This is a genomic window from Mesorhizobium sp. WSM4849 (assembly GCF_055811385.1).
Genome location: NZ_JBVVPW010000025.1, coordinates 88163 through 107808 on the forward strand (window position 1 = coordinate 88163; position 19646 = coordinate 107808).

At 62.1% G+C, this 19646-nt stretch carries 18 protein-coding genes; 7 read left to right on the plus strand and 11 right to left on the minus strand.

Annotated features, from left to right (window positions below):
• The first annotated feature begins 350 nt into the window (after nucleotides 1–350).
• Nucleotides 351–683 carry a helix-turn-helix domain-containing protein gene (locus AC0L3L_RS25470; RefSeq protein WP_065010596.1) on the plus strand — a complete coding sequence of 111 codons (333 nt, stop codon included), beginning with the start codon at nucleotides 351–353 and terminating at the stop codon, nucleotides 681–683.
• A 35-nt stretch (nucleotides 684–718) separates the two neighbouring features.
• On the plus strand, nucleotides 719–1972 hold the full coding sequence (locus AC0L3L_RS25475; protein ID WP_473639640.1) for a type II toxin-antitoxin system HipA family toxin: 1254 nt from the start codon (nucleotides 719–721) through the stop codon (nucleotides 1970–1972).
• Nucleotides 1973–2442: 470 nt separating this feature from the next.
• On the opposite strand, the gene AC0L3L_RS25480 is transcribed toward AC0L3L_RS25475, so the two are convergent.
• The 10 genes from AC0L3L_RS25480 to AC0L3L_RS25525 all read right to left on the minus strand — a co-directional run bounded on the left by AC0L3L_RS25480 (nucleotide 2443) and on the right by AC0L3L_RS25525 (nucleotide 14058).
• Entirely contained in the window at nucleotides 2443–4089 is a 1647-nt protein-coding gene (locus tag AC0L3L_RS25480; protein ID WP_473639642.1) for an MFS transporter, read from the minus strand.
• Nucleotides 4090–4420: 331 nt separating this feature from the next.
• Complete coding sequence (locus AC0L3L_RS25485; protein WP_473639644.1) at nucleotides 4421–5404, minus strand: beta-ketoacyl-ACP synthase III; 984 nt, start codon at nucleotides 5402–5404, stop codon at nucleotides 4421–4423.
• Entirely contained in the window at nucleotides 5401–6666 is a 1266-nt protein-coding gene (locus AC0L3L_RS25490) for an adenosylmethionine--8-amino-7-oxononanoate transaminase (protein ID WP_065010599.1), read from the minus strand. The genes AC0L3L_RS25485 and AC0L3L_RS25490 overlap by 4 nt, the downstream gene beginning before the upstream one ends.
• Nucleotides 6666–7301: a dethiobiotin synthase gene (gene bioD, locus AC0L3L_RS25495; RefSeq protein WP_065010600.1), complete on the minus strand. Its 636-nt coding sequence runs from the start codon at nucleotides 7299–7301 to the stop codon at nucleotides 6666–6668. Before bioD ends, AC0L3L_RS25490 begins: the two co-directional genes overlap by 1 nt.
• A complete protein-coding gene (locus tag AC0L3L_RS25500; RefSeq protein ID WP_473639646.1) occupies nucleotides 7298–8437 on the minus strand; it encodes an 8-amino-7-oxononanoate synthase in 1140 nt (379 codons plus the stop codon). The genes bioD and AC0L3L_RS25500 overlap by 4 nt, the downstream gene beginning before the upstream one ends.
• Nucleotides 8434–9402, minus strand: coding sequence for a biotin synthase BioB (bioB, locus tag AC0L3L_RS25505; protein WP_473639667.1), 969 nt, complete (start codon nucleotides 9400–9402; stop codon nucleotides 8434–8436). Before bioB ends, AC0L3L_RS25500 begins: the two co-directional genes overlap by 4 nt.
• A 225-nt stretch (nucleotides 9403–9627) precedes the next feature.
• Entirely contained in the window at nucleotides 9628–10515 is an 888-nt protein-coding gene (gene nadC / locus AC0L3L_RS25510; RefSeq protein WP_473628756.1) for a carboxylating nicotinate-nucleotide diphosphorylase, read from the minus strand.
• Nucleotides 10512–12059 (minus strand): L-aspartate oxidase, encoded by a 1548-nt coding sequence (locus AC0L3L_RS25515; protein ID WP_473639648.1) that lies wholly within the window; start codon nucleotides 12057–12059, stop codon nucleotides 10512–10514. The genes nadC and AC0L3L_RS25515 overlap by 4 nt, the downstream gene beginning before the upstream one ends.
• Nucleotides 12056–13030 (minus strand): quinolinate synthase NadA, encoded by a 975-nt coding sequence (gene nadA / locus AC0L3L_RS25520; protein WP_473639650.1) that lies wholly within the window; start codon nucleotides 13028–13030, stop codon nucleotides 12056–12058. The genes AC0L3L_RS25515 and nadA overlap by 4 nt, the downstream gene beginning before the upstream one ends.
• A gap of 65 nt (nucleotides 13031–13095) precedes the next feature.
• The gene (locus tag AC0L3L_RS25525) at nucleotides 13096–14058 is read right to left on the minus strand and encodes an NUDIX hydrolase (RefSeq protein WP_473489924.1); all 963 of its coding nucleotides are present in this window, start codon (nucleotides 14056–14058) and stop codon (nucleotides 13096–13098) included.
• Nucleotides 14059–14231: 173 nt separating this feature from the next.
• Here AC0L3L_RS25525 and panB point away from each other — a divergent pair, with 173 nt between their 5' ends.
• The 5 genes from panB to AC0L3L_RS25550 all read left to right on the plus strand — a co-directional run bounded on the left by panB (nucleotide 14232) and on the right by AC0L3L_RS25550 (nucleotide 18598).
• Nucleotides 14232–15068, plus strand: coding sequence for a 3-methyl-2-oxobutanoate hydroxymethyltransferase (gene panB, locus AC0L3L_RS25530; protein ID WP_473489925.1), 837 nt, complete (start codon nucleotides 14232–14234; stop codon nucleotides 15066–15068).
• Nucleotides 15065–15964, plus strand: a complete 900-nt coding sequence (gene panC, locus AC0L3L_RS25535) for a pantoate--beta-alanine ligase (protein WP_473489926.1) — start codon at nucleotides 15065–15067, stop codon at nucleotides 15962–15964. The genes panB and panC overlap by 4 nt, the downstream gene beginning before the upstream one ends.
• 110 nt (nucleotides 15965–16074) lie before the next feature.
• The gene (locus AC0L3L_RS25540) at nucleotides 16075–16800 is read left to right on the plus strand and encodes a LuxR family transcriptional regulator (protein WP_473628764.1); all 726 of its coding nucleotides are present in this window, start codon (nucleotides 16075–16077) and stop codon (nucleotides 16798–16800) included.
• A gap of 95 nt (nucleotides 16801–16895) precedes the next feature.
• Nucleotides 16896–17525, plus strand: a complete 630-nt coding sequence (locus AC0L3L_RS25545) for an acyl-homoserine-lactone synthase (protein ID WP_473489927.1) — start codon at nucleotides 16896–16898, stop codon at nucleotides 17523–17525.
• A gap of 818 nt (nucleotides 17526–18343) precedes the next feature.
• Nucleotides 18344–18598: a helix-turn-helix domain-containing protein gene (locus tag AC0L3L_RS25550; RefSeq protein WP_473639652.1), complete on the plus strand. Its 255-nt coding sequence runs from the start codon at nucleotides 18344–18346 to the stop codon at nucleotides 18596–18598.
• A gap of 231 nt (nucleotides 18599–18829) precedes the next feature.
• Here AC0L3L_RS25550 and bluB read toward each other — a convergent pair whose 3' ends face one another.
• A complete protein-coding gene (bluB, locus tag AC0L3L_RS25555; RefSeq protein ID WP_473639654.1) occupies nucleotides 18830–19465 on the minus strand; it encodes a 5,6-dimethylbenzimidazole synthase in 636 nt (211 codons plus the stop codon).
• Between the last annotated feature and the right edge of the window lie 181 nt (nucleotides 19466–19646).

The window sequence follows — 19646 nt, forward strand, 5'->3', positions numbered from 1 at the left end:
ATGTGACACTTTCGTTCGATACCGACAGCACCTGTTTGCTGTGAAGCTCGGGTCGAGACAGCATGCGGCGGCGCCGCTCGGTACGTCAGGCGGGAGCCCCGCTGCAGCACACATCTGGATCGTGCCAAGGATTGCCCGTTTCGTTTTGCAGCGGCGCAATCGTTCACACCCCCGTGCGACTCACCTAGCGCCCATTGCGGATCGGATGGATGCATGCTCACGAGAGAGTAGTGTGGTTGGTTGCAGGGCCACCGCCTTGTTCGGTCAAACAGGCCAACTCTCGACAGATCACGGTTTAGGTCTTATATAAACGCCCTAGAAAGAGTTAAGGTCGTTTATATGAGACAAACATGCGCTCAACAGTGACAGATACATTGCCTCCCAGAGTCAAGAGGGCGCTTGGCAAGCTCGGCGCCGACATTGCGCTCGCCCGTAAGAAGCGCAGCCTGACCGTGATGATGATGGCGGAACGACTGGGTGTCGCAAAGAGCACCTATCTGAAGATCGAAAAAGGAGACCCGACCGTCGCTATGGGGGCCTACGCCATGACCTTTTTCGTTTTGGGCTTTGATGAGGCTTTGGCGCAGATCATCGACGCGCATCGCGATGAGCAAGGCCTGCTCCTCGACGCTGAACGTTTGCCCAAGAGGGTAAGGGTGCGGAAGCCACCGGGTGCAATATGAGACGTTCTATTGCTGTTCACATTGGCGAAGAAGCGATGCTACTGGGTACGTTGCGCTATGATCAGCAGGGTGCGCGCGAGAGCGCTGCCTTTGAATATGATGCAGGTTGGCTGAGAGCAGCGGAAGGCTTCTCGATCGAACCCGGTCTGCCACTCGTTACTGGCCCTCAATTCCATCGAAGGACCGGCGACGGATCCGTGTTCCACAACGCGATCGCCGACACGGAGCCGGACGGATGGGGCCGGCGTGTCATCCAGCGCGACCACGCCAAGCGTCGCCAAGAGGCGCGCCGGGCGGGAAATGTCGCCGAAACGCGGCCTCTGAACGCGATGGATTACCTCTTGGCAGTGGACGACATGAGCCGCATTGGTGCGCTCCGGTTGAAGGACGAAGAAGGGCGTTACCAAAGAACGACCGAGGAGGGTCGACGCACCACGCCGCCGCTCATTGAAATCGGTCGACTCCTCGCGGCCACGCACGCCGTCGAGACAAACACCGAGACGGCAACGGATCTCGCCTATTTGCGTGGACGTGGCACGTCCCTTGGGGGCCTTCGTCCGAAATGCTCTGTCGTCGACGATGACGGACGCCTCGCTATCGGTAAGTTTCCGAGCGTTGCCGACGATCGATCTGTCACAAAAGGCGAAGTGCTCGCTATGAAGTTGGCCAGAAAAGCCGGCGTGGATGCTGCTGAGACACGTCTGCTCGACAGCGACGGCGCCCCTGTCGCGCTCATACGGCGTTTCGATAGGACTCCGAACGGCAATCGACTCATGTATATCTCGGCCGCCACGATGATCGGCGCAGAGTCAGGGGACGTTGGCGAGCATAGCTATACTGAACTTGTGGATGTGCTTCGTCAGCACGGCAGCCAGCCAGCGGCCAACATCGAAGAGCTTTGGCGGCGCATCGCGTTCTCGATCCTTATCACCAATGTCGATGACCACCTCCACAATCACGGCTTTCTCCATGTGCATCGCGGGCAATGGCGCCTGGCGCCTGCATTCGACATCAACCCGTTCCCTGAGCGCGTGCGAGAGCTGAAAACCTGGATATCCGAGGAAACTGGGCCCGAAGCGACTGTCGACGCACTGATGTCGGTAATCGCTTATTTCCGGATCAGGAGTGATCGAGCGAAGACGATACTCGCAGAAGTCGAAAAGGCGGTCGCGTCATGGCGGGAGGAGGGGCGGGCGCTTGGGATGACCCCCCAAGAACTCGATAGCTTCACCGACGCGTTCGAACATCGGGAACGGCAAGCCGCCCAACGGCGCAGCAATGATCCCTGAAAGCTTGCCGTTCGCGGTTAAGATGGCGTCCTGCAAGGGCGTCAAGGCGACTGGTTCTCCGTTTCGCCCACCCTCACTCCATGTCCGGCGCCGAAAGGTCGAGCGCCAGCGCCGTCTTCGAACAGGCCTGGTTCCGGCTGGCCCAACGCCAGCCGGTAGCGAGTCAGATACTCTTCTGCCAGTCTCTGAGCCGCACAGCGCTGCTGAAGCGCACGTCGAACGTGATGCTGATCGGCTTGTGCGCAGGCGCGACCACCAGCGCTCGAAGCCCATGCCCTCCTTCTTGCCGTCGCGCGCCGCATCGAAGATGGCCCAGAACGGACCGTTCCTGCCCCCGGCCTCGAGCCCCGCGGCGGCATGGGTATTCGCGAGAGAGCGCCGGACGCATAGGCTCCGCGTACTGGCGATGCGGCCTTCGCGCTGCTTGAAATCGACCGGCGCGGCAGAATGCGATCGCTTTCGTGATCACGTCACCTGGGAGGACGAGAAAAGATTGTTGAGGCACGGGTACGAGCTGCCTCAGTCGTTCGTTCGATCGAAAGCACTGTGTGCGGAGGACGCTCTCCATCATGCAGCGCCAGGAGAAGCTGGCCGACTTCCTTGTCCGCTGCCGTGAGCCGATGATTCAGGCGAAGAAAGTCCATCCAGGTTGGCGTGCGGAATGTCTCTGTCCAAATCGAAGGCGTTTGAAGATTTCGCTGGAGTGTCCAGTTTCGCGCACCGGCACGGCTCTGAACATGGCGCCTTGCGCGCATGTAGCCCAGAAAGGTCTCGATATTCTCTTCGGCTATAAGATACTCGACCTTGACGACTATGGGGCCACTCCTGGGCTTCAACTCGAGTGCCAGCTCCGGCGGGTGAAAATCCGAACTTTCCTGATCCGTTTCTTCCCATGGACGGACCGGCAACAGTACTCCCGCAGCTGCAACCAGCAACAGAGCCCCTGCGGCGCCCTCCAGAGCCCAGGCTAAGGAGTAGTCCTGTGCGACAGTACCCCAGATCCAGCTGCCGGCCGCCATACCCCCTGCGCTCAGGGCGTAATATATCGACAGTGTGCGGCCGACGACCCACCTTGGGCTTGCCAGCTGCACCGACACGTCGATGCCCGTCCAGGTGATAAGCCAACCCGCGCCACCAAGTGCCAGCGAAATGGCCGCCACGGCGACCGATGATGTGAGTGCAAGGGAAAGGCAACATGCTGCACAAGCAACAGAGGCGAACGATACCAGCCTGTTTTGAGACGTGATCCGCCTTAGAAAGCTATTGCTCATGCCCGCGACGAAAGCACCCATGCCGAAGCCGGCCAGCAAGATGCCGTAGACGATTGGGCCGCTTTTCAGCTGATCCCGGACGACTAGTGGGAGTAGCGCAAGGATGGAGATGCTTGCTAGCCCAAAAAAGGTCGCACGGGCAATCGCTGCCCTGATCTCCAGGGACAATACCGTGAAGCGCACTCCGTCATGAATTGCCATCGTCATTCGCTCACGAGGGAGAGGCGAAGTGCGAACCTTCCATTTGGTGCGCCATATCGCGCCGAGAGGGACCAGATCGCTCAGCGCGGCCAGGGCGAAAGCGGCGAGCGGCCCAAAGAAGGCCAGCATCGTCCCACCCAAAGCGGGTCCTATGCTGCGTATGATGTTGTATCCGACAGACATCAGCGTCACTGCGGCCGGAATGTCGCGCTTGTCCAGGATATCGCCGACCGAGGCATGCCAGGCCGGATCATTCAGAGCGAAGCCGCAGCCAGCCAGAAAGCCCAATCCAAGTAGGAGCCAGGGATCGACAAATCCCAGGCCCACCGAAATCATCAGCGTAGTTGATGCCAATGCTATCAGGCAGTGCCCCACAAACATCACCCATCGGCGGCTGAAGTTGTCGGCGATGGCTCCGGCAAGAATTGAGAGGAAGAATACCGGCAACGTGGATGCGGCCTGCACGAGTGCAACCATCAGATCCGAAGCGGAAATCGTGGCCATCAGCCAACTGATGGCCACCGTTTGCACGAGCCACCCGAGGCTGGATATTTGTGTGGCCGTCCAGATCGAGCGAAACACCGGGTTCCGAAATGGAGCCAGCGTTGTTGAGACAGGCAGATGAGCATTTTTTTCGGACTGCATGACGGTTGATGCCTTCGAGGGGCCGGTTATTCAATTCACGGCTGCCACTACTGCCGTTACGATGTTGACCAATGGATCAGAAGGGCGGACATATCGATTAGGATGACTTCATCGCAATGAGGAGTTGGATACCTCCGCTCTCCTAGACTGGCGCCAACCACTCCTCGCCGGCAAAGTAGCCTTGCCGATCGTCCTGCTCGAGAAAATCGTCTGCAGGGTTTTCGCTCTCGCGTCACCGAACCAGCACCCATGCAGCTTGCCGGCGATCACTTTTTCGGGGCCCGTTTGCTCGTGTCATCCGTGACCACTCCTGTGCATGACCGGCGTGCGGCTAAATTCCAACGACGAGGGCGCCTCCGCTGAGACCGGCACCCGCCGCCGCAAGAAGAATCTTTTCGCCGGGCCGAAACGGCTGCGCCCGATGCGAAAGCGAGAGCGAGAGCGGGATGGTCGCGGCGGAAGAGTTGCCGTACTCGGCAATCGTCTTGGCGATTGCTTCATCGGCTATTCCGAGAACCCTACCGACCGCATCGAAAATCCGGGCATTGGCCTGGTGTGGCACGAACCGGTCGATGTCTTGCGATCCCATTCGGGCAGCAGAGAGGGCATCCTGAGAGCAGCGAGACATCATCTCCACGGCCTTGGCGAACACTTCGCGGCCGTCGGCGATCGTCATCCAGGTCTGCTCGAGGTCCAGGCCGCCGTGGAATGGTGTGTTGCTTCCTCCGGCGGGAATCTGGATCAGTCCATAGCGCGAGCCATCCGAGGCCAGCGCGGCGCCGAGGATGCCTCGATCCGGCTCTTCGCAAGGGGCAACCACCACGGCGCCGGCGGCATCGGCAAACAGCACCGCGCTTGCGCGCTCGGCTGGATTGATGCGGCGGCTGAGGATGTTGGCGGCAATGACCAGGCTCGCTTTGCCATGCAGGCGGGTGAATCCGTCCGCAAACATCAGGGCATAGATGAAGCCGGCGCAGGCGCCTGTGAGGTCAACTGCGCCGGCGCGGTCGAGTCCCAGCCGGTGTGCCACCAGCGGTGCGCTCGGCGGCAGAAGGTGATCGGGCGTCGAGGTGGCGAGCAACAGCAGGCCGATATCGCCACGGTCGACACCGGCATTCGCCAGCGCCATGTCGCCGGCACGCGCGGCAAGGCCCGATAGCGTGTCTTCGCCCGTTGCCCAGAAGCGCGAACGGATTCCCGTGCGTCGCTCGATCCAGCCGGGTTCGAGCCCGAGGCGGTTTTCGATCTCCGGGTTCCCAACCTTACGCGCCGGCGCATGATGACCGAAGCCGAGTATGCGCGACGACTGGTTCATGACCGCGAACCGAAGCGTTCGCCGGCCTCCTCGATGGCGTCATAGAGCCCGTCTAGCTCCTCGCCGGTGATGCAATAGGGCGGAAGGAGATAGAGCACATTACCGAGCGGGCGCACGAGCAGGCCGCGATCGAGGAAGAAAGCGCGCAGCTTTGGTCCGATCTCGGCCAGATAGCCGGCCGAGCCGGCGCGCAGATCGAGAGCTGCGATCGTGCCGGTAGCCCGGCAATCTGTGAAGTTGGTATTGTTGCGAAAGCGTCGAAGCCCGGCGGACTGCATCGCGCTCAGGGCCGCGATCCGCTCGGCGACCGGCTCGTCACGCCAGATCTCGATATTGGCAAATGCTGCCGCGCAGGCAATCGGATTGGCGGTATAGGAACTCGAGTGGAAAAAGGTCTTCTTCCGGTCCTCGCAATAGTGGGCCCGGAAGATGGTGTCGGTGGCAAGCGTGGCCGCCAGCGGGATTGCGCCGCCAGTCAAGCCCTTCGAGGTGCACAGGATATCAGGAGAAATCGATGCCTGGTCGCAGGCGAACATGGTTCCGGTGCGCCCCCAGCCGGTCATCACCTCGTCGGCGATCAGCATTGTGCCGTATGCCTCGGCGATCTTCTTCAGTTCGGCCAGAACCCAGGCCGGATACATCAGCATGCCGCCGGCCCCAAGCACGAGCGGCTCGACGATCAGCGCGGCGGCGCGGCGGTCGCGGGAGAAAGCCTCGAATATATCCAGCGTTTCCTGCTCGCGCCCTGCGGCCGGAAACGGAATGGTGTCGACCTCGAACAGCAGGGGTTCGTAGGCGGCGTTGAACACGCCGCGGGCTCCGACGCTCATCGTGCCGATCGTGTCGCCATGATAGCTGTGTTCCATGACGACGATGCGCGAACGCGGCGCGCCGATGTTGCGGTAATAGCCGAGCGCCATCTTCAGCGCGACTTCGACGGACGTGGATCCGCTGTCGGAATAGAAGACCCAGTCGAGGCCTGCCGGCATTATTTCGATCAGCGCCGAGGCCAATTGCTCTGCCGGCTGATGGGTGAGACCGGCGAAGATCACCTGGTCAAGCATCTCAGTCGCATTCCGGATTGCTTCCATGATCCGTGGATGGCGGTGCCCGTGGGTGACCACCCACCAGGAGGAGATTGCATCGAGGATATGCCTTCCGTCATTCGTCTCTAGCCACGCCCCTTCCGTGCGGACAACGGACGGCATGGCCGGCTCGATCGCGTGCTGGGTGAATGGATGCCAGACCGGCGACCGCGACATCATTCGCCTCCGGCAATCTTGGCGAGGTCGAAGCCCGCAAACATCGCCTTCCGCAGAGTTTCGCGCGTCAACGGAACGAGGTGTGGCAGCCTGCCGAGCTGACGCACCGCGCCGAATTCGGTGATTGTCCTTTGCGTATCGGCTACCTCTTCGCCGATGAAGGCGATGCCGATCAGCGGGATGGAGCGAGCCCGCAGGGCTTCGATCGACAGCAGAGTGTGGTTGATCGTGCCGAGCTCGGTGCGGGCGCACAGAACGACCGGCAGCCGCCATTCAGCGAAGATGTCAATAAATCTTGTGTGTCGGTTGATCGGCACCATCAGTCCGCCAGCGCCTTCGATGACGAGCGGTGTCGGCAGGACCGGAAATGCAAGATCGGCAGCCTCAATCAAGACCCCGTCAATTTCGGCTGAACGATGCGGCGACAGCGGGCTCTTCAACCGGTGAGCTTCCGGCAGCACGCGCCCTGACGGCAGGCCGGCGAGCCGTTCAACCGCCTCACTATCGGTCTCCTCATCGAGACCCGATTGCACCGGCTTCCAGTAAAAGCCGTCGAGCAGCCCGGCGAGCCCAGCCGAAAACACGGTCTTCCCTATTCCGGTGTCTGTTCCGGTGACGACGATACGCGTGGTCATGCCGTGCCCAACACCTCGACGAGCGTCTCGACCATGGCCGAAATGTCAGGCTTGCCGACATTCAGCGTCAGCGAAATGCGCAGCCGCGACGTGCCCTCCGGCACGGTCGGCGGGCGAATGCCGCGTATGTCGAAGCCGCGGGCCTGCAGTGCCGCCGCCATCACCATGGTGCGGCTGACGTCGCCAATGACAAGCGGCTGGATCTGCGAGCCGCTGCGCGCCACGCCACAGCGCTCGGCCAGTTGGCGGCCCGCGAAGGCAATGTACTCATGCAGCTGAACGCGGCGCATCGGCTCGTCGACCAGGATTGCGAGCGCTTCGCGCGCCGCCACCGCCATTAGCGGCGATGGCGCGGTGGCGTAGATAAAGGGCCGGCAGCGGTTGACAATATAGTCGCACAGCACTCCCGGCCCAGTGACGAGTGCGCCGGATGCGCCGAGCGCCTTGCCGCATGTGTGGAGAGCGACAATGTTGTCGCGGCCCTCGAAAGCGGCGGCCAGCCCCCGGCCGTCCGGTCCCCAGACGCCGGTGGCATGCGCCTCGTCGACCACTATGAATGCCTCGTACCGATCGGCAAGCGCGACCAGGCTCTCCATCGGCGCGCAGTCGCCATCCATGCTGTACAGGCCTTCGACTCCGATCCAGATATGCCCCATGCCACCTTCGGCGCGCCAGCGCCTGATCGCGTCCTCAAAAGCATCTATGTCGTTATGCGTGGCCGGCCTGAACTCGGCGCGTCCAGCCCGCGCCCCTTCATGCATGCTGGCATGCGCGAGTTCGTCGAGGATCAGCAGGTCGCCCTTCTGCGGCAGGGCGCTCAGCAGGGCGAAGTTGGCGATGTAGCCGCTGCCGAAGAACAGCGCCCGTTCGGCCCCGAAGAACGCCGCCGCATCTGCCTCCAACGCCTCATGCTCCGGCGCGTTGCCGCGCAGGAGCCGCGATCCGGTAGCGCCGACCGGGGTGCCCCCCTCGATTGCCGCCCCGACTGCATCGCCAAGTCTCTTCGACGCAGCAAGCCCGAGATAATCGTTGGACGAGAAGTCGAGCCCGGCGCGCGGCGCCAGCGTCCGCAGCCGGCCCTTGCGTGCCAGACCCTGCAAGGTTGCTTCATAGCGGGCAAGCGGCGGCTCGTTCATCTTGCCTCGCGTGGCATCGGCTCAATGCCGAGACGCCTAAATAGACGATTATCCTTGTCCTCGCCGGGATTGTCCGCAGTCAGCAGCATGTCGCCGACAAAGATGGAATTGGCGCCGGCAAAGAAGCACAGCGCCTGGGTCTCGTCGCTCATCGCCGTCCTGCCGGCGGAGAGCCGTACATAGGATCTCGGCATCATGATGCGGGCGAGCGCAATGGTGCGGATGAAATCGATCGGATCGATGGGTTCGGCCTCGGCAAGCGGCGTGCCTTCGATGGGGATCAGCATGTTGATCGGCACGCTTTCCGGCGGCTCGGGCAGGTTCGCGAGTGTTATCAGCATGTGGATGCGATCGGCCTTTTCCTCTCCCATCCCGACAATGCCGCCGCAGCAGACCTTCATGCCGACCTCGCGCACGTGCCCAAGTGTTTCCAGCCGGTCGGCAAAGGTCCTGGTTGAAACAACCTCGCCGTAATAGCGCTCGGACGTGTCGATGTTGTGGTTGTAGTAGTCGAGACCGGCCGCCTTCAGGCGCTGCGCCTGACTGAGGTCCAGCATTCCGAGCGTCATGCAGGTCTCCATGCCGAGCGCCTTCACGCCCTCGATCATGGCGACCACGGCCTCCATGTCGCGTTCCTTCGGACTGCGCCATGCGGCGCCCATGCAATAGCGGGTGGCGCCGGCGTCCCGCGCCTTGATCGCTTCGGCAATGACACGCTCCACCTCCATCAGCTTGGATGCCTTCAGGCCGGTTTTGTTATGCGTAGACTGGCTGCAATAGCCGCAATCCTCCGGGCATCCGCCGGTCTTGATGCTGAGCAGACGCGACAGCTGCACCCGGTTGCGATCGAAGTTCTGGCGGTGGATTGTCTGAGCCAGGAAGAGCAGGTCATTGAACGGCATCCCGTGGATAGCCTCGGCCTCTTTGCGGTTCCATCGGGACAGTGCCCCCTCGATCGATTGCATGGCTTGCTTCACGTCGCACTCCGAGTTCGTTCCAATCGTCGTCGTCAAAAGCTTTGTCGCTGGTCCGACAGCACGTGCAGGAGTCTGTCGACCCTCCTCGGGTTCGCTACGATCGTCGATCAGCCCGATGAGCCTGAACCAGTTGAAGGGTGCGCCGCACAAAGATGCAGGCTCGCATGGAGCAGCTCCTGCGTCGGCGCGCTCCAGCGGAGGGGGGAATGCTTTTCATTCCATCTCCATCAGTTCAAGCGCGCGCCGATGCGCCGGCATATCCAGGCCGATGTCGAGGATAGGCGCGCTGTGTGTCAGCCATCCGACTGAGATGAGGTCGACCCCCGTCGCAGCAATCGACGGAGCCGTTTTCGGGGTCACCCGACCGGAAGCCTCGGTGATGGCGCGGCCACCGACGATTGCCACGGCGCGGGCAAGGTCCTCAACCGACATATTGTCGAGCAGCACTGCGTCGACTCCCAGCGTGAGCGCTGTATCGAGCTGCTCAAGGGTCTCGACCTCGACCTCGATCTTCACCATGTGGCCTGCGGTGGCGCGCGCCCGCTCTATTGCCGTGCGAATGTCGCCGGCGATCGCGATGTGGTTGTCCTTGATCAGCACGGCGTCGTCGAGCCCGAAGCGGTGATTGGCGCCGCCGCCGACGCGTACCGCATATTTCTCCAGCGCGCGCAGGCCGGGCGTCGTCTTTCGCGTGCACACGATCTTCGCCTTGTGGCCACGCACGGCCTCGACCATCGTCGCTGTGGCAGTGGCGATGCCGCTCAGGCGGCACAGAAAATTGAGCGCCGTGCGCTCGGCCGTGAGCAGGCCTCGCGCCGGTCCGCACAACTTGGCGATAGTCTCGCCCGCCGCGACATCGCTGCCGTCAGCTCGCCAGATGTGCATGTCGATCGCAGGCTCGACGAGCATGAAGGCGAAGGCGGCCAGATCGAGACCGGCAACGATGCCCATCTGTCGCGACTTGAGCACCAAGGTGGCCGTGCGATCACGCGGGATCACGGCGTCGCTGGTCAGATCACCGCATCTGCCCAGGTCTTCGAGAAGAGCACCGCGCACGATCGGCTCGATCAGGGTTGAGGGAAGGGGTGAGAACGAATTCATGTCAGGGTGCTCCGTATCGGCGCCCGCCAGCTGAGTGCGACGGCGGTCTGTATTGCGCTGCGCAGTGTCAGCCGTGACTGGCGCGCATCTGCATCGCGTCCGGGGAAATCGGAACGACAGTGCGAGCCGCGGCTCTCTTCGCGCCGCAGGGCCGCAATGGCGATCATCAGCGCGACCAAGGCGGGGCCGGAGGCAGCGCTGTCGTGAGCTGCGATCGGCAACAGGGTCGCCACCCCGTCGCGTAGCGTCTCGCTATCGCGGATGATGCCGAGCGCGGCCGAGACGATTGGGCGGATGCCGGAGGCGTCTGGCCGTCGAGGCACGAACGCGGAACACACGCGCGGACGCCGGGTGTGTGATACGTCGGCGACGCTTTCAGCAACCCAGCTCGCTGTGACCGCCGCTTCGATAAGCGAGTTGCTGGCGAGTCGGTTCGCGCCGTGCAGTCCGGTGCATGCGACCTCGCCACATGCCCACAATCCCTCGATGGAGCTGCGGCCGGCAGCGTCTACAGCAACACCGCCCATGTGATAATGTGCCGCCGGGCGCACCGGGATCGGGTCGGTCGCGGGATCGATGCCGGCCTGGCGGCACAAATCGGCGATCGCCGGAAAGCGCTTGTCAAATCTGAGGCCGAGACATTGCCTTGCATCCAGGAACACACGGCGTCCGACAGCAAGCTGGTGCCAAACTGCGCGCGCAACCACGTCGCGAGGCGCAAGCTCGCCCCCGGGGGTTTCAGCGAGGAAACGCTCTCCTTGCTCGTCGATGAGCACAGCACCCTCGCCGCGCACCGCTTCGCTCACCAGCGGCATCGGCCGCCGCGGACCCTCGAGGGCGGTCGGGTGGAACTGCACGAATTCCAGGTCGGCGAACTCCGCCCCGGCACAGGCGGCGAGCGCGAGCCCCTGCCCACATGAGCCAGGCGGGTTTGTCGTATCGCTAAACAAGCCGCCGATGCCGCCGGTCGCCAGGACCGCGCGGCGCGTTGGCAAGGCGATTGCGCCCGTGCACCCGGCCGCGACCACGGCGATAATCGCCCCGTCTTCCACGACAAGCCGGCGGGCCTCCACGTTTTCCAGGATAGTGATGGAGGTTGTGCGCCGTGCCGCGGCGATCAGCGCGCGGACCAGCTCGCGACCGGTGGCATCGCCCGCCGCATGCACGATCCGCCGCTGCGAGTGCGCCGCCTCAAGCCCGAGCCGCAACGCGCCGTCAGCGCGTCGGTCGAATGCGACACCGAAGCGCTCTAGAGTCCTGATCGCTTCAGGTGCAGCTCGGACCGTTCGCCGCACCGTCGTCACGTCGCAGAGACCGTCGCCGGCCGCGACGGTGTCACAAAGATGAAGTTCGGGACTGTCCTCGCCGCCGACGCTTGCCGCAAGACCGCCTTGGGCGAGCTCGCTGCAGGCTCCGGTTCCCAGCCCCGCATTGGACAGAAGCACAACCGGTTCCGGCGCCAGATGAAGCGCCGTCATCAGGCCTGCCACACCGGCGCCGATGATGACCGGCGCCCCGCCGATGTCATGAACGTCGAGGCTCATATGGAAAGCATACGCTCGACCGAGCGGCGCGCGCGCCCTGCAATCCCGGGATCGATCCGAACCTCATGCCGGTTCTCCTCGAGTGCGACGCGAATGTTAGCCAGCGTGATGCGCTTCATGTGCGGACAGAGATTGCAGGGGCGGACGAACTCGACGTCGGGATGCGCGATCGCGACATTGTCGCTCATCGAACATTCCGTCATCAACACTACGCGGGGTGGTTTTTCCCGCTCGACATAATCCGACATGGCCGCGGTGGAACCCGAAAAATCCGCCTCTGTGACAACGTCCGGGGGGCATTCGGGATGGGCCAGCACGATGACACCCGGATGTGCGGCGCGCAGTTCGCGAATATCGGCCGGGGTGAAGCGCTCATGCACCTCGCAACGACCCTTCCAGGCGATGATCCCGACCTTCGTCTCGGCGGCGACGTTCTTGGCGAGATATTCGTCGGGCAGCATGATCACACGCGGCGCGCCGAGCGATTCCACCACCGCCTTTGCGTTGCCCGAGGTGCAGCAGATGTCGGACTCGGCTTTCACAGCGGCGGAGGTGTTGACATAGGTGACGATGGGCACGCCGGGATAACTCTGTCGCATCAGCCGCACGTCTTGTGCCGTGATCGAATCGGCCAGCGAGCAACCAGCGCCGAGGTCGGGGATAAGCACGGTCTTGTTCGGATTAAGCAGCTTGGCCGTCTCGGCCATGAAATGCACGCCGGCAAGGACGATGACTTGCGCCTCGACTGTCACAGCCTTGCGGGCCAGCGCCAGGCTGTCGCCGACAATGTCTGCGACGCAATGGTAGATCTCGGGCGTCTGATAGTTGTGCGCCAGGATGATGGCATTGCGCTCGCGCTTGAGCGCAAGGATGGCTTCGATATCGTCCACGAAAGACGGCCATTCAATCGGCGGGATCACGCGCCGGACGCGCTCGTAGAGGAACGCGGCCGTAGGCAGCACGGCGCTCATTGATGCCCCCCCTTATACTCTAGCTGAAGATAACCGGCATATACTTGCCGTGAGTATAAGGGATGTCAACCCCGCGCCAGCGGCAATTTTGTCCCGGCGACGGCCCTTTCGTCGAGAACGGCGTGGCGGAAGCGGTAGAGCTTCGCCGGCCGACCACCGGTCTCCGCAGTGGTCTCGCCGGTCTCCTCGACCAGTTCCTGTTGCTCGATCAGGCGGCGAAAGTTCGGCTTGTGGATGAGCCTGCCGGCGAGCGCCTCCACGGTTCGCTGCAGCTGCAGTAGCGTAAAGGTCGGTCGCATAAGCTCAAAGACGACGGGCCGGTATTTGATCTTGGAGCGTAGCCGCGCAATGCCCGTTGCCACGATACGGCGATGATCAGCGACCATGGATTTGCTCGGCACCAGGGGAAGCGGCGTCTCCCGTCCTCTTCCGGCCTCTTGGACCAGGCCTGCTTCATAAAGTAACTCATATCGCTGAAGCACGAGCTCCTCATTCCAATAACGGTCGCCGAAGCCAAAGGCGATCGCCGCCCGCTGCCGGCGTTCGCGTCGCGTGGCCGCGTCGCTCGCTCCGTCTGCCCAACCGATCAAGCGTGGTCGCACAACATCCAGCACCACCGGCGGGGTGCCGGAGCGGTGGTCCTCCCATGGAAAATAGTCGTACCAGCTTTGCCAGCCGCACTTGGATGAGCCCGTTGCCTGTTCTTTGCTAGTCAAAGCGAGATAGCTGATGGAGATGACGCGCTGCTGGCGTTCGGCGCCGATTCGGTCCCGATCGGCGAAGGTGTAAAGCTGCTCGATGTATCCCAAGGGCTGGCCGGTCTGCTGCTCGACCCACCCCCTCAAACCGGATTGCGGCGACCGGTGCTCAAGCGCAAAAGGTCCGGACGGCAGGGTGTCAGCCTGGCCGATGGTTAGGAGACAGGGGTCACTTTCATTTACGGCCACGACGACGGCGATCAGGTCCACTTTGACTTGGTCCGCCTTGCCGGCTTTGTCTTTCCTGGTTCCTGTTGCCTGATCGTCCATGTTCGTGAAAGTGGTTGACCCGAGCCCGGGAGCCTTAATCGATTTAATGTAAGCGAGGCTGTACGCACGTCAACACCGCACAGCTGCATCCCCATTTTTAGCTCTTCGCACTTGCACAAAAATGTGCCAAACGCGACACCCGCGGCGGGTAACGCAAGGGAAGGAGGGATGGGTTGAGCGCAGCTGGTGATCGAAAGGGAATTGCACCGTTGGATGTTCGGATGCGGAAAGGCCAGACTCCACTCGTCTGCCTGACGGCATATACCACGCCGATCGCCAGTTTGGCCGATCGACACTGCGACATCGTTCTCGTCGGCGACAGCGTCGGCATGGTCCTGCACGGCCTCTCGTCGACGCTGAGCGTCACCCTCGACATGATGATCATGCACGGCCAGGCGGTGCGCCGCGGTCTGGTGCGAGCATTGATGGTCGTAGACCTGCCATTCGGTTCCTATGAAGAAAGCCCCGAGCAGGCCTTCCGCAACGCTGCGCGCCTGATGACGGAGACCGGTTGTGCAGCGGTGAAGCTCGAGGGGGGCCAGACCATGGCCGAGACGATCCGCTTCCTCGCCGCGCGCGGCGTGCCTGTCATGGCCCATGTCGGCTTGACGCCGCAGGCGGTCAATACTCTCGGCGGCTACCGCGTCCAGGGGCGGGGAGACGATGCCGAGCGCATCAGGCGCGACGCCGGTGCGGTCACGGAAGCCGGCGCTTTCTCGGTGGTGCTGGAGAAAGTGCCCGAGCCGCTCGCACGGCGCATCACTGCGGAGATCGCCGTCCCCACAATCGGCATCGGCGCCTCGCCCGCCTGCGACGGCCAGATTTTGGTCAGCGATGATATGCTCGGGCTTTTCGGCTCTTTCCGGCCGAAATTCGTCAAACGCTACGCCGAACTAGGCAACCAGGCCGATGCGGCGATTGCGGCTTATGCCGCCGACGTGAGGGAACGGCGCTTTCCGGCGGCCGAACATCTCTACGCCAACGAGACGAAGGCCGGAGACGTCACATGAGCGTGCCGATCGTTCGAACCGTTGCCGAACTCCGCGCTGTTGCCGCGGGATGGCGTCGCTCAGGCGCCCGTGTCGCCGTTGTGCCGACCATGGGAGCCTTGCATGAAGGCCATCTGAGCCTCGTGGGGGCCGCGCTTCAGAAGGCCGAGCGGGTAGTCGTGACGCTGTTCGTCAATCCCAAGCAGTTCAACAGTGCCGCCGACCTTGCCGCCTATCCTCGGACGGAAAACGAAGATGCTGCCAAGCTCGTGCCGACAGGCGCACATCTGCTCTATGTACCGGATGCAGACGAGATGTATCCAGCGGGCTTCGCCACGGCCGTTTCGGTGTCCACTCTCAGCGAGGGCCTGTGCGGCGCCTTCCGGCCCGGCCATTTCGATGGCGTGGCGACGGTCGTGGCCAAGCTCTTCCTGCAGACCGGCGCTGACTTCGCCTTCTTTGGCGAAAAGGATTTCCAGCAGCTTCAGCTTGTCAGGCGCTTGGTCCGAGACCTTGACATCCCGATCACGGTGGTCGCATGTCCGACAGTCCGCGAAACCGATGGTCTTGCACTATCGTCGCGCAATAGCCGGCTCTCGCCAGCAGAACGCGCCATTGCCCCAAAGCTGGCTTCGGTCTTGCTCGACACGGCTGAGCGGCTTGCGCGTGGCTCTCCTGTCCTGCCCATGCTTGATGAAGCGCGTGCAACAATTCTGGCGACAGGCTATCGCGAGGTCGAGTACCTGGAACTTCGCGGCGAAACAGACCTGCAGCCGCTGGCAAGGCTTGACCGACCAGCACGCTTGCTTGTCGCGGCTTGGCTCGGCGACACGCGGCTCATCGATAACGTCTCAACATCCCCGGTTGGTAAGTGGCCAGGTGCGCGGCGTTCGCTTCACCGGGAAGCAGCAAAGTAATGCCGGCGATGATGGCGACCAAATCGTCCGCGTCGCATCGATGCGGGGTCGTTTAGACCCAGATTTCCCCTGGCATCGAGCAACATTCGAGGAGGTCGCGCAAAGGGCTGATGTATCGCGTATTCGAAAACTTCGTCGAGCAACTCTCTGCAAGCATCGATGCGGTCGACCTCCATGAGGCGATGGCGTCCGCCGCAGCCGGCTTCGACTTTCCGCTCTTCGCCTATTTCAGTTACCCGTCGGTCTCCGGCCAGACGCCGCGATTGATTTCAAATTATCCTTCATCCTGGACATCGCACTATCTGCAACTGCGCTACCACAGCCATGATCCGGTGATCCTGCGCGGGCTGCAAGGCTGGGATACTTTTGATTGGGGCGTGGATCGACCCCGCCAGTGTCTGCCGGCCTCGCAGCAAGAAATCCTGGAAAAAGCAGCTCACTTTGGCATTCGCGGCGGATTGACCATGTCCATGCATGACCATCGCGGCCGGTTTGCGGCGCTGACCTTCGCTTCCGACCAGTCCCGTCCGCCTCTCTTGCGGTCACTCACTCGCTACGAAAAAGCATTGCAGCTGGTCGCAATCAACTTTCATATACATGCCCGGCGCCAGCTCGCCGAAGATTGCGTGGTGGATGGCATAACGCTGACCCCGCGGGAGTTCGAATCCCTGAAATGGGCGGCGCGCGGTAAGTCCGCCTGGGATATCAGCCAGATCCTCGGCGTCTCGAAACGCACCGTGACCTTCCATCTGGAAAACGCCAAGGCAAAGCTTGGCGTGCGAACCATAAACCAGGGCATAGCACGGCTGACTGCTTCCCGTCAGTGGAGATCCTGACCTCCTTTTGTTGGAAAGCTGTAAAGGTCTACAGGCTGCATCAATGTCGGCTTTGCTCTTCGATAGCGGGAACACATCCTGCACGGAGGCGACAGATGATGCAGCTGATAACACCTGAACTCTACGGCGAGTTTCCAAACGAGCTCAACGAAATGCACGGGCTCAGGCATCGGGTCTTCAAGAAAAGGCTGGATTGGGAAGTTCAGACCGAAAGCGAGATGGAAACAGACGCATTTGACAGCCTCAACCCCGTCTATCTGCTTCTCAAGGGATCCGACTGGCGAATTTGCGGTTGCGTCCGTCTTTTACCGACCACCGGACCGACAATGTTGCGCGACACCTTTCCGATGCTGCTGGGTGAGACTGCGGCGCCCGCGAGTGCCCGCATTTGGGAGAGCAGTCGTTTCGCACTCGATCTCCCTCCATCAGCGCCTAAGTCTGGCGGACTGGCGCAAGCAACCTACGAGCTCTTCGCCGGCATGATCGAATTCGGCTTGGCGAACAATCTCACTCGGATTGTGACAGTGACCGATACGCGCATGGAACGGATCCTGCGTCTCGCAACGTGGCCGTTGTCGCGCATCGGACAGCCGAAGCCGGTCGGTAACACGGAGGCCGTCGCCGGTTTTCTCGAGATTTCCCACGCTAGCCTAAAGCGCATCCGCTGGAGGGGACGTCTGAACGGACCTGTATTATGGCAACCGGTTCTCGGCCTGTCGGCGTAGCGCTTAACGATGCTCAGCCTGACCAATGCTCCTGCCCGCGGGCGCTACGTACGGTTGATATGCTGGCCGGACGGCGTAGTGCGAAGCTTACGACTATTCCGGTCGATTCCCCCGCACGACCTGGGCCCAGGAAGTTTTTAGGTGCAATCCGCAATTCCAGCGTTACCACACAAATGGCGCGCCCCGCCGCAGACACCCGAGTTTTTGGGCGCCGTAAAAGCCCGGATTTCTTTACGCCGCAAAAAAGCAGCAGCTTCGGAATCGTTCACAGAGCAGCCAAGGCCTGCACCGCTGGACGATGCTCCTCTCAGCGGTGCTTTCTGGTACCAAAAAAGCCCCGGCGCTGGGTCGATGCGCCGGGGCTTTGGGCACGTACGAGCTACACCAACATGTCCGCTTATGAACGTGCGCTAATAAAGTGAACGAATGGTGAATCGCGCAATAGCTCGCCGAACGGGGTTCGTTCATGCTCCCATCTAAGAAGTGTTGCTGGCATGGATCAACGCTGCCGTACCGTACCAGTCGCTGCGCGACCCCGCCGGCTGATCATCGCCGAAGCTCTTGAGCAGGAACTCGATGCTTGCTGAGAATCCTCGGCCGTCGTGACAGGTTCCTTGCCATGTCGGAGCCAGCCATCCTAGGCAGGCAGGTTCTTCGGACTTGATCAGAACCAGTTGAACCGCCATATGCGCCAGTCAGGTGGCCCATGGACGAGACCGACCCGGTAGAATTGATGTCCATTTTTTCACTTGCTAGGAGCGCCAGTCGGGAGGAACTCTCCCGAGTTGTCAGGCGCCTTTGCTCTCTTCGAGGTGTATATGAAAGATTCGCGCATTCCCGAGCCAGTCTTGACGGCTATGTCGGAGGGGGCCCACATTATCCGTGCTTATCGTGAGCACCTTGGATATTCCGTCGAGGACCTGGCGGTGGCGTGCGGGCTAGTCGCTGAGGAAATCCTGAACATTGAATCCGGTCTGAGATACAACAAGGGCTATCGAGATCGGATCGCGAAATCGCTGTCCCTACCAGCGGGAATTCTTGAGGCGGACCAGGACATATTGGACGCGGCCTGATCCAGGGGAAGACTTGTTGCCCGTTGGGTCTGTCGGGAGCAGGTCGCGTAGAAATCAACTGAGTCGGTGTTCCGTTGGCTGTCTAGCATCTTGGAATCCGGCTTTCCCAGTTGTACCAGCGAGGCGACCTGAAGCTTTGAAATACCAGCCTTGTCGTTTGCATCGAAGATCGCTCCGGGCACGAAACATAGCCAAGCGTGCAAGGGGGGAGATGGCAGCGTCCCCGTTGCACTACCGCCTTATCACCATCGAAGCGCGCCGGACTTCCCAGCCCTCCCGTTCCAGTTCCGGCACGCTGTGGTTCTCGCTCGGGTAGCCGACGCAGAAGTAACCGATCAGCGTCCACTCCGGCGACGCGTCCAGGATCGTCGCCATTTCGGCCGGGTCGAGGATCGAGACCCAGCCCATGCCAATTCCTTCCGCGCGCGCCGCCAGCCAAAAGGTGTGGACCGCCATCACCGCCGAATATTCGATGGTTGCGGGCATGGTTAAACGGCCGAGCCCATGTCCCTGTTCTGTCGCGCGGTCGGCGAAAACCGCGAATTGGCAGGGCGCCTCGTTCAGGCCGGCGAGCTTCAGGCGCGCATAGAGCGCGGCGCGTTCGCCGCCGAACGATGCCAGCGCCTCCGCATTGCAGCGCTCGAAGCATGTCCTGACGGCGGCGCGGCACTGCGCACTCTCGACCATGACGAAACGCCAGGGCTGGCTCAGCCCGACCGAGGGCGCAATGCTGGAGATGTCAAGCAGCCGTTCCAGCGCGCCTTCGGGGAGCGGCGTCGGCTTGAATCGCCTCACGTCTCGCCGCCACAGGAACAGATTGGCCAGATCGGCGCGAAAATCGTCCGGAAATTCCGGGTCTGACGTCATGGTGTCGTACTGCCTTTGCGAAGAAAGTAGGGGAGTAGGCAATAAGGCAGCAGGGCAGTAGGGCAGTAGGTTGTGTGCGTCAAGTTCTTGTGTGGATGCCAGCCTTTGCAAGGAGGAACCTGAAGCATTGGACATGTGATCGAGTGCGGTCATGTGTCAGGCCTTGATTTGCGGCCGTTCC